Below are 9,273 nucleotides of genomic sequence, written 5' to 3'. Positions count from 1 at the left end.
CTTCGGATATCATCGAAGCGGCACTTCCGTTTGTCGCACACACGTTCACCACGGCGCCTACTTCCGGTGTGAAGTCACACCGCGTGCGCCCGTGGCCAACCGTGCTACGGCGCAGTCTCGTGAAAGACCACGCTCGTCTCGTGCTGCAAGGCGCGGCGCAGCGCCCACGCGTCCGAGAAGAGCACGACGACATGGCCCTTGTGGTCGAATAGTTTGAGTCGCCCCTGCCCCGTGGCCACCCGCTCGACGTCGGCCTTCGGGCCGGTGATCCAACGTGGCCAACGGTATGTCATCTTTTCGAACTTGCAGGGCGCCGCGTACTCGTGCTCGAGGCGGAACGCCATCACGTCGAACTGCAGCTGACCCACCGCACCCACGATGGGCTGTGAACCCGCCGATGTTTCGGCGAAGAACACCTGCGCCGCCCCCTCTTCGGTGAGCTGACGCAAGCCGCTGTCGAACTGCTTGCGCTTGAGCGGGTCGGCCGGGATGGCGCGGGCGAAGTGCTCGGGTGGGAAACGAGGGATGCCCTGGAACTCCAGCTTGCCGTCGCCCCCGAGCGTGTCCCCGATGCGCAGATTGCCGCGGTCCATGATGCCGATCACATCGCCGGGCCACGCTTCTTCGATGCTGACGCGATCACGCGCCATGAACTGCTGCGGCGCGGCCAGGCGAATCGGCTTTCCGCTGCGCTGATGCAGCACCTGCATGTTCGCTTCGAAGTGGCCGGACACGATGCGCACGAACGCGACGCGATCGCGGTGCTTGGGATCCATGTTCGCCTGGATCTTGAACACGAAGCCCGTGAAATCGGTGCTCTCCGGATCCACGTTGCCGGTGTTCGTCTCACGCGGCCCCGGCGCAGGCGCCAATTCGAGAAACTCGCGCAGGAACGGCTCGATGCCGAAGTTCGTGAGTGCGGAGCCAAAAAACACCGGTGTGAGCGACCCGTCGATCACGCGGTCGTGGTCGTACGTGTGGCCGGCTGCATCGAGCAGGTCGATATCGGTCATGAGACGATCGAATGCGCTCTCGCCCATGGTCTCGATGAGCGCCACGTCGTCGATACTCACGATGGTGTCGTCAGCGCGCGTCGCGCCGCGGTCCCCGCTGCGCTCGAACAAATGCACTTCGCGCTTGAGGCGGTCGTACACACCCACGAAGATGTCGTTGTCGAACACCGGCCATGTGGCCGCGAAGCAGTCGATGCCGAGATCGGCTTCGACATCCTGAATCAGCTTGAGCGGATCTTCGCCGTGGCGGTCGCACTTGTTGACGAGTGTAAAAATCGGCGTGCGACGCCGCTTGCACACCTCGAACAGCTGCCGTGTGCGCTCTTCCACGCCACGCCGGTTGTCGAGCAGCATGATGGCGCAGTCGGCCGCGACCAAAGTACGGTAGGTGTCTTCCGAGAAGTCTTCGTGGCCCGGCGTATCCAGCAGATTGAGCTGATAGCCGAGGTACTCGAATTGCAGCACGGAGCTGGTGACGGAAATGCCGCGTTCCTGCTCCAGCTTCATCCAGTCGGACGTGGCGTGCCGTGTGGCCCGCCGCGCCTTCACCGAGCCGGCCAGATGGATGGCGCCGCCGTACAGCAGCAGCTTTTCGGTGAGCGTGGTCTTCCCGGCGTCAGGGTGCGAAATGATCGCAAAAGTCCGGCGACGGGAGATTTCGTGCGTGAGGCGCTCAGCGGCGACTTCGGGGGAGACAGCGTCAGTCATCCCGAAAGCTAAGCGCCCGTGGGGGGTATCCGAAACAGTTACTCCACCGTCACCGACTTGGCCAAGTTCCGCGGCTGGTCGACGTTGCAGCCACGCTTGACCGCGATGTAGTACGCAAGCAACTGCAGCGGCACGCTGGCCAGGATCGGCGTGAGCAGATCGACCGTTTCGGGGATCCGGAACTCGTAATCGAGCTTGCCGGCCAGCGACGGCTCTTCGCGGGTGGTGATCGCGATGATCTTGCCTTTGCGCGCCTTCACCTCCTGAATGTTCGACGTGATCTTGTCGAACACCGCGTCGTGCGGGGCGATGCACACCACCGGCATCATCTCGTCGATGAGCGCGATGGGCCCGTGCTTCATCTCGGCCGCCGGATAGCCCTCGGCGTGGATATACGAGATTTCCTTCAGCTTGAGCGCGCCTTCGAGCGCGGCCGGGAAGTTGTAGCCACGTCCGAGGTACAGGAAATTGGACGCGCGCTTGAATTCTTCGGCCAGCTCCTCGATTTCCGGTGCGCGATCCAGAATCGACTGGATCTGCGCCGGCAAGTCGGCCAGCGCCTGCGCAATCTCGCGGCCGCGGGCCACGCTCAGATTCTTGAGGCGCGCGAGCTTGAGCGTGAACAGCGCCAACGCCACGACCTGGCTCGTAAACGCCTTGGTCGACGCCACACCGATTTCCGGCCCGGCGTGCAGATAAATACCGCCATCATCTTCGCGCGCGATCGTGGAGCCGACCACGTTCACGAGTCCGAGTGTGCGGGCGCCACGACGCTTCGCTTCGCGCATGGCGGCGAGCGTGTCCGCCGTTTCTCCCGACTGGGAGATCACGATGCACAGCGTGGTCGGCGTGACGATCGGATTGCGATAGCGGAATTCCGACGCGTACTCCACTTCCACCGGGATACGGCAGAGTTCTTCGATCATCATTTCGCCGATGAGCGCCGAGTGCCAGCTCGTGCCGCAGGCGGTGATGATGATGTTGTCGACCTTGAGCAGGTCTTCCTTCGAGATGTTCAGACCACCGAGCTTGGAGAACCCCTCCTCGAGAATCAGACGGCCACGCATGGTGTTCTCCACCGTGGTCGGCTGCTCGAAAATTTCCTTCAGCATGAAGTGCGGATAGCCGCCACGCTCGATCTGCTGCAAGTCCCACTCGATGCGCGTCACCGGCTTGTCGCGGATCGCGGAATCGAGGTCCATCACCTTGTAGCCATCGCGAGTCACGACCGCGATGTCACCGTCGTCGAGATACACCACATTGCGCGTATGTGCCAGAATCGCTGAGGCATCGGATGCGATGAAGTACTCGCCTTCACCGACGCCGATCAGCAGCGGACTACCCTTGCGAGCGGCCACGATCTTGTCCTTCTCGTCACTCGTGATCGCCGCCAGTCCATAGGTGCCGTCACACTGGCGCAGCGCTTCGATCACGGCCGCTTCGAGGTTGCCGGCATACGCCGCCTCGATGAGGTGGGCGAGCACTTCGGTGTCGGTGTCCGACTTGAACACAAAGCCGCGCGCTTCCAGTCCCGCCTTGAGCGCGGTGGCGTTCTCGATGATGCCATTGTGCACGACCGCAATCTTGCCGTTCTGGCTCGCGTGCGGGTGTGCATTGATTTCGGTTGGCGGTCCGTGCGTAGCCCACCGGGTATGCGCGATGCCCATGGTCCCGAGCGGCGGATCGATCGCGATCGCCGCTTCGAGCCGCGCGATCTTGCCCGCCGCACGGCGCGTTTCGACACCCTTGCCGTTCATGATGGCGACGCCCGCCGAGTCATACCCACGATACTCGAGGCGCTTCAGCCCTTCGAGCAGCATGGGGGTCGCGATCCGATCACCAACGTAGCCGACGATTCCGCACATGGTCGTTCGAGGTCTAGAGTGATCCGAGAGCCGACAGCGGCTCCCGGGCCTGCATGATCAACGTGCGCGCGTCCTGCTCGGTTGGACCTTCCGCAATCACGCGCACGATTGGTTCGGTTCCCGACGGGCGCAGGTGCACCCAGCGGTCGGGCCAGTCCAATCGGAGTCCATCCTGAGTATCGGCCACTGCGTCGGGAAACGCCGCACGCAGGGCCACATATACAGCGTCGAGCGGTGCCTCTGGACGATCCAGCTTGTCCTTCACGATCACGTACTTCGGCCGCTCGGCGATCACGGCGGACAACGGTCGAGCTTCCTCCAGCATCAATTGCAACAAGAGCGCCGCGCCGACGGGCGCGTCCCGCCCCAAGTGCATTTCCGGAAGGATGACGCCGCCATTACCTTCTCCACCGATCGTCGCGCCCAGATCACGCATGGTCATCGCCACGTTCACTTCTCCCACTTTGGCGAAATGGAAGGGCACGCCCGCGTCGCGGGCGACGTCGGCCACCACCTTGCTGGTGGAAAGGTTGGTCACCACCGGTCCGGGACGATGCCGCAACACGGTACGGGCCGCCAGCGCGAGCGTGTAGTCCTCGCCCGGTGCAATGCCGTTGTCGAGCACGAGCGCGAGGCGATCCACGTCGGGGTCGGTCGCGAACCCGATATCGGCTTCGGTCGCCTTCACCAGTGCCGCCAACTCACCGAGGTTTTCGGCCACTGGCTCCGGCGGACGGTGAAACTGTCCGTCGGCCTCCATGTTGATCGCATACACCTCACAGCCCAACTCGGTGAGGAGCTGCGGCATGATCACGCCCCCGGCGCCGCGGCAGCAGTCGAGCGCCACGCGAAAACGACGGGCCCTGATGCCAGCTACGTCGAGGTATGGCAGCGCCAGCACCTGATCGATGTGACGCTGGACCGCCTCGGTGTCGTGCACGATCTCGCCGAGTGCGTCCCACGTGGCGCGCGGGATGCCGCTCTCCATCAGGGCCCGCATTTCAGCGCCTTCGTCGGCCGACAGGAAGAGCCCAGACGGACCGATGAACTTGAGGGCGTTCCACTCGATCGGGTTGTGGCTGGCCGTGATGCCAAGGCCGCCGGCAGCATGGTGATGTTCGACCGCCAGCTGAATGGTGGGGGTGGGTGCCATGCCGATGTCGATCACCGTGCAGCCGACCGACTCCAAGGCGCCATGCACGATGCGCGTGAACATCGGTCCGGAGACACGACTGTCACGCCCCACGACGATCGTGCGTCCGCCGTGTCGTGCAGCCCAGGCCCCGAAGGCGGCAGCGAATGTCGCCACGACTTCAGGCGTCAGTCCGTATCCGACACGTCCGCGCACACCGGACACACTCACCATCAGCCCTTCAAAAGCCATCGGATTCCTCGGTAAATCGGCGTGTTTTCGGGTAATCCCGAAAGCTAGAGGCAGACCCGCTTCCGGCCAACACGTGCATGAACGCTGACGCATCCGCACAGCACAGAGTCCCGACGGAGTCCCGCCGGTAGACGATCCAAGGTCGGCTCCCGTTACGGCGGTGGCACAGGCCCCCACAGTGCGCTAGTCTCTTCGCACATGTCCGATCCGCTCGCCCTGCTTCCCCTCGCGATCGCCGCTGGCGGCGGTCGTCTTGGCGCCTTTGAGGCGTCGCAACTCGTGGCCGCCGGACTCACGCTCCTGCCGCGATCGGCCGCGCTGGTCCGGGCATTGACAGGCAAGCGATCTGCCATTTTTGTGCCCGACGGCCCCGCCCTTCTGGTGGCGCTGGCGGCATCCGATGGGCGCGGCGCCCTGCTGCTCAACATTGGTGAGTCGCCCGACGCGATCGCGTGGCAGCTGGCCGACGCCAACGTGGGGACTGTCTTCACGCTTGAGGCGCTGGCCGCGCGGCTTCCTGAGGGCATGCCCGTGGTGCTGCTCGATGACGCGCCGCGCCAGGCACGCGTGATCGTGCCCGGCCGCACGCACGACGTGGACCTGGGATCACACCACGGGCTCTCGCTGGAGGGTGATACGGCCACGGAAGGGCGCGACGAGGAGTGCCTCGTAGCGTATCAGCCATCCCGGCAGCGCCTCAACCGTTCGCACCGTGAGCTGATTGCTGCCGCCAGAACCGCCGTCACCGACTTGCTCCTCACGCCGGTGGACCATGTGCTGACCGTGCGGCTCAGCGAGGATATCGACGCACTCGCAGTGGGCCTGTTCGCGCCGCTCCTGGCCGGCGGTCGCGTCACCATGCTGTCGCCGACGTCGGTGGACGATGTGTGTCGAGCGATCGAACGCGAGGGTGTCTCGCTGGTGGCGGGCCGATGGAACACCGCGACCGGAATGCGTAGCACGGCGGTCCATGCGGAGACTGCCGTGCAACGGCTACGCGACGGACATCTGGTGCTCGCTTAAGCCACGACCTGCAGGCGGGTCTGCCGTTGTACGCTGCGATCAGGATGCGGGATCGCACCGCTGGCCAGCGCCCGCTCGAAGGCGGCCACGCACGTCGGATCGAACTGCGATCCGGCACAGCGCCTCAACTCCGTCACGGCGTCCTCGACGTGCATGCCATCGCGATACGGGCGGCCGCTGGTCATGGCGTCGAAGGAATCGGCCACCGCCGTGATCCGCGCCTCGAGCGGGATCTCGTGACCACGCAACGTGTCGGGAGTACCGTAGCCGTCGAATCGCTCATGATGTGAGCGCACCACCGCCAACGCGTGCGGCATGTCGCCCAACAGCGGCGCCAGCAGTCGCCACCCGATGACCGGATGCTCCATGACGTGCGCATACTCGGCATCCGTGAGGGGTCCCGCTTTGTTCAGCACCGATTCGCGCACGCCGATCTTACCGATGTCGTGCAAGCGGCTACCCAGCTCGAGCTCGTGGAGCAACGCCGGTGCGACGTGCAGTTCGCGCGCAATCGCCATCGCATAGCGACTCACGCGCGTGGAGTGCCCCCACGTGTAGGAGTCCTTCACTTCGAGCGCTTCCGCCAGCGACTGCAGGGCCGCGAGGAATAGCTCTTCGTACTTGCGCGCCTGGAGCGCGACACGTGCCTCGAGGTCAGACCGATACGCCTGATTCTCGATGAGCAGACGGCGCTTCTCGAGCGCTTGCACCACTCGGGCGCGAAGCTCCTCGATCGCAAAGGGCTTGGTGAGGTAGTCGAGCGCACCGGCATCGAGGCAACGCACCGCCAGATCGACATCGGACACGGCGGTGATCATGACCACCGCCGTCTCGGGCCAGCGCGAGCGGATCTGCGTGAGCAGCTGCGCGCCGTCCATCCCGGGCATATGAAAGTCCGAGAGCACCAGCGGCGACGGCGTGGCCGCCTGCACCTCGAGCGCATCCGCGCCACAGCTCGCTTCGAGGCATTCGAAGCCTTCTGCCTGCATCAGACGACGGACCACCGAGCGCATGGAGGTTTCGTCGTCCACGATCAGGCAGCGGCGCGGCGCGCCGGCGAGGGCACTGGCAAAGCGCATCAGGCCGCCGGCTTCGGATCGCGCGGCAGCGTGGGCCATACAACGGCCTGAGGCTGCAGTGCGGTGGGACGTGGCCGTGCATCGCGACGGAATCCGAGCGGCACAACTCGCCGACGCTCGGTCGCGACAGTAGCTTCCGCCCCAAGTTCGCCTCGGACCACACGGAGCCCATGACGCGCATTTACGACGAAGACCTCACGGGTGGCATGGCCACTCGCGCCATCCACGCTGGCCAGCGCCCCGACCCGGTGTCGGGCGCCATCATGACGCCGCTCTACCTCACGTCCACCTACGTGCAGGAAAGCATCGGCGTCAACAAGGGGTACGAATACGCCCGGGGGAAGAATCCCACCCGACAGGCGCTCGAACGGAACGTCGCGACGCTCGAGGGCGGCACGCACGGGTTCGCGTTCAGCAGCGGTATGGGCTGCCTCGACTCGATCATGAAGCTGTTCCGCGCCGGCGATCACATCGTGTGCGGCGAGAACGTGTACGGTGGCACGTTCCGTCTGTTCGATCGAATCCTGCGTCATTTTGGCTTGTCGTTCACTTACGTGGATACGGATGATCCGCAGCGGGTGGCCGATGCGATGACGCCGTCCACCCGAGCACTGCTCGTGGAGACGCCGACGAACCCCCTGATGCGACTCACTGACCTGGCCGCCATGAGCGACATCGCCAAGCGACACCAGGCGCTACTGATCGTGGACAACACCTTCGCGACGCCGATCTTCCAGCGTCCGCTCGAGACGGGCGCGGACATCGTCTGGCATTCCAGCACGAAGTATCTGAATGGCCACAGCGACATGATCGGCGGCATCGCGGTCACATCGAACGAGGAGCTCGCGACTCGCCTGCAGTTCATCCTCAATGCGGCGGGCGCCGTGCCCGGCCCCTTCGACGCCTGGCTCTGTCTGCGCGGCACCAAGACGCTCGCCATCCGCATGAAGGCGCACGACGCGAACGGCCGCGAGGTCGCCGGCTGGCTGGCCACGCGACTCGGCCATGAGCGGGTGCTCTACGCGGGGCTGGAATCGCATCCGCAGCATGCGCTGGCGGCGCGGCAGATGAGCGGCTTCGGCGGCATGATCTCGATCGAGCTGGGCACGCGTGAGCGCGTCAAGACGATGCTCGACCGGGTGCGCCTGTTCAGCCTCGCCGAGTCCCTGGGCGGGGTCGAAAGTCTGATCAGTCATCCGGCCAGCATGACGCATGCATCGGTGGAGGCGGACCGGCGGGCGGAGTTGGGCATTACGGAGGGACTGGTTCGCCTATCGGTGGGCGTCGAGGACGCTGCCGATCTGCTTGGTGACCTGGAGCAGGCGCTCCACGGGCTCTGACCCCGTCGCCGTGACGGGTGACACTGCGGCGCGCCTCCATGCGTAGGGGGTCCATCCGGTGCGACGGTTCGCAGCGAATGGCTCCCTGCCCTCCCGAGTCTCGGAGCGCTCCGCGTCCGTCTTCACTGCGGCCTGCCGGCATTGGCGGCCGTTCATCGAGCATCCCCGAGCGACGAGGTTCGTCATGGTTGTGACCCCGCTTCCCCAGATCGCATCGACGTCCTGGGAGCATCCGGCCGATCGCGCGGCGCTTCACACCCTGCGCGCGATCCCGGGGTTCGACGACGTGGTGCGCAAGGTGGCCGGCTTCTTCGGCGAGCGCGGCCTGCGGCATCTCTTCCTGGCGAATGCGGTGCGCACCGGGCCCACGCAGCATGCGCGGTTGCACGCGCTGCTGCGCGAGGCGTGCGCGGCACTCGACGTGTCGGAGATTCCGGATCTCTACGTGACGCTGTCGCCGACCGTCAACGCCACCGCGGTCGGGTTCGAGCGGCCGTTCATCGTGGTCAACACCGAGACGATGGAGCTGCTGACGGAGGACGAGCAGCGCTTCGTGCTGGCGCACGAAGTGGGGCACATCGCGAGCGGCCACATGGTGTATCGCACCATCGCGATCATCGTCAGCATGGTCGGCTTCAGTGCGCTGCCGTTCCTTGCCGGGCTAGCGTTCGCGCCCTTCCACCTCGCGTTGCTGGAGTGGAGCCGCAAGGCGGAACTGAGCTGCGACCGCGCGGCGCTGCTCGCCGTGCAGGACACGACGCTGGCGATGCGCAGCTTCTTCAAGCTGGCGGGCGGTGCCGACGACGGCGACCTCGATGCGTTCCTGCAGCAGGCGGCGGAATACGAGAGCGAGGGCAGTGC

7 protein-coding genes are annotated in these 9,273 nt (G+C 65.4%); 3 read left to right on the top strand and 4 right to left on the bottom strand.

Going from position 1 to position 9,273, the window contains the following annotated elements:
* Positions 1–104 precede the first annotated feature (104 nt).
* Genes RMP10_RS05860 through glmM form a run of 3 tightly spaced genes read right to left on the bottom strand, consistent with a single transcriptional unit; the run spans position 105 to position 4,970 of the window.
* The gene (locus tag RMP10_RS05860; protein ID WP_309672224.1) at positions 105–1,721 is read right to left on the bottom strand and encodes a peptide chain release factor 3; all 1,617 of its coding nucleotides are present in this window, start codon (positions 1,719–1,721) and stop codon (positions 105–107) included.
* Between the two features lie 38 nt (positions 1,722–1,759).
* Entirely contained in the window at positions 1,760–3,586 is a 1,827-nt protein-coding gene (gene glmS, locus RMP10_RS05855; RefSeq protein ID WP_309672223.1) for a glutamine--fructose-6-phosphate transaminase (isomerizing), read from the bottom strand.
* Positions 3,587–3,599: 13 nt separating this feature from the next.
* Positions 3,600–4,970, bottom strand: coding sequence for a phosphoglucosamine mutase (glmM, locus tag RMP10_RS05850; RefSeq protein ID WP_310569442.1), 1,371 nt, complete (start codon positions 4,968–4,970; stop codon positions 3,600–3,602).
* Positions 4,971–5,168: 198 nt separating this feature from the next.
* Here glmM and RMP10_RS05845 point away from each other — a divergent pair, with 198 nt between their 5' ends.
* Positions 5,169–5,993 carry a hypothetical protein gene (locus RMP10_RS05845; protein ID WP_310569441.1) on the top strand — a complete coding sequence of 275 codons (825 nt, stop codon included), beginning with the start codon at positions 5,169–5,171 and terminating at the stop codon, positions 5,991–5,993.
* Here RMP10_RS05845 and RMP10_RS05840 read toward each other — a convergent pair.
* Positions 5,990–7,111 carry an HD domain-containing phosphohydrolase gene (locus tag RMP10_RS05840; protein ID WP_310569440.1) on the bottom strand — a complete coding sequence of 374 codons (1,122 nt, stop codon included), beginning with the start codon at positions 7,109–7,111 and terminating at the stop codon, positions 5,990–5,992. The genes RMP10_RS05845 and RMP10_RS05840 overlap by 4 nt on opposite strands.
* 131 nt (positions 7,112–7,242) lie before the next feature.
* On the opposite strand from RMP10_RS05840, the gene RMP10_RS05835 reads away from it, so the two are divergent.
* Together RMP10_RS05835 and RMP10_RS05830 are read left to right on the top strand one after the other, a co-directional pair.
* Positions 7,243–8,412 carry a PLP-dependent aspartate aminotransferase family protein gene (locus RMP10_RS05835; protein WP_310569439.1) on the top strand — a complete coding sequence of 390 codons (1,170 nt, stop codon included), beginning with the start codon at positions 7,243–7,245 and terminating at the stop codon, positions 8,410–8,412.
* A 286-nt stretch (positions 8,413–8,698) separates the two neighbouring features.
* The coding region (locus tag RMP10_RS05830) for a M48 family metallopeptidase (protein WP_310569438.1) at positions 8,699–9,273 on the top strand (575 nt) is incomplete at its 3' end.

Source organism: Gemmatimonas sp., assembly GCF_031426495.1.
Taxonomy (GTDB): Bacteria; Gemmatimonadota; Gemmatimonadetes; order Gemmatimonadales; family Gemmatimonadaceae; genus Gemmatimonas.
The sequence above is the reverse complement of the archived record's forward strand: the minus strand, read 5'-3'. Positions and strand labels throughout refer to the sequence as shown.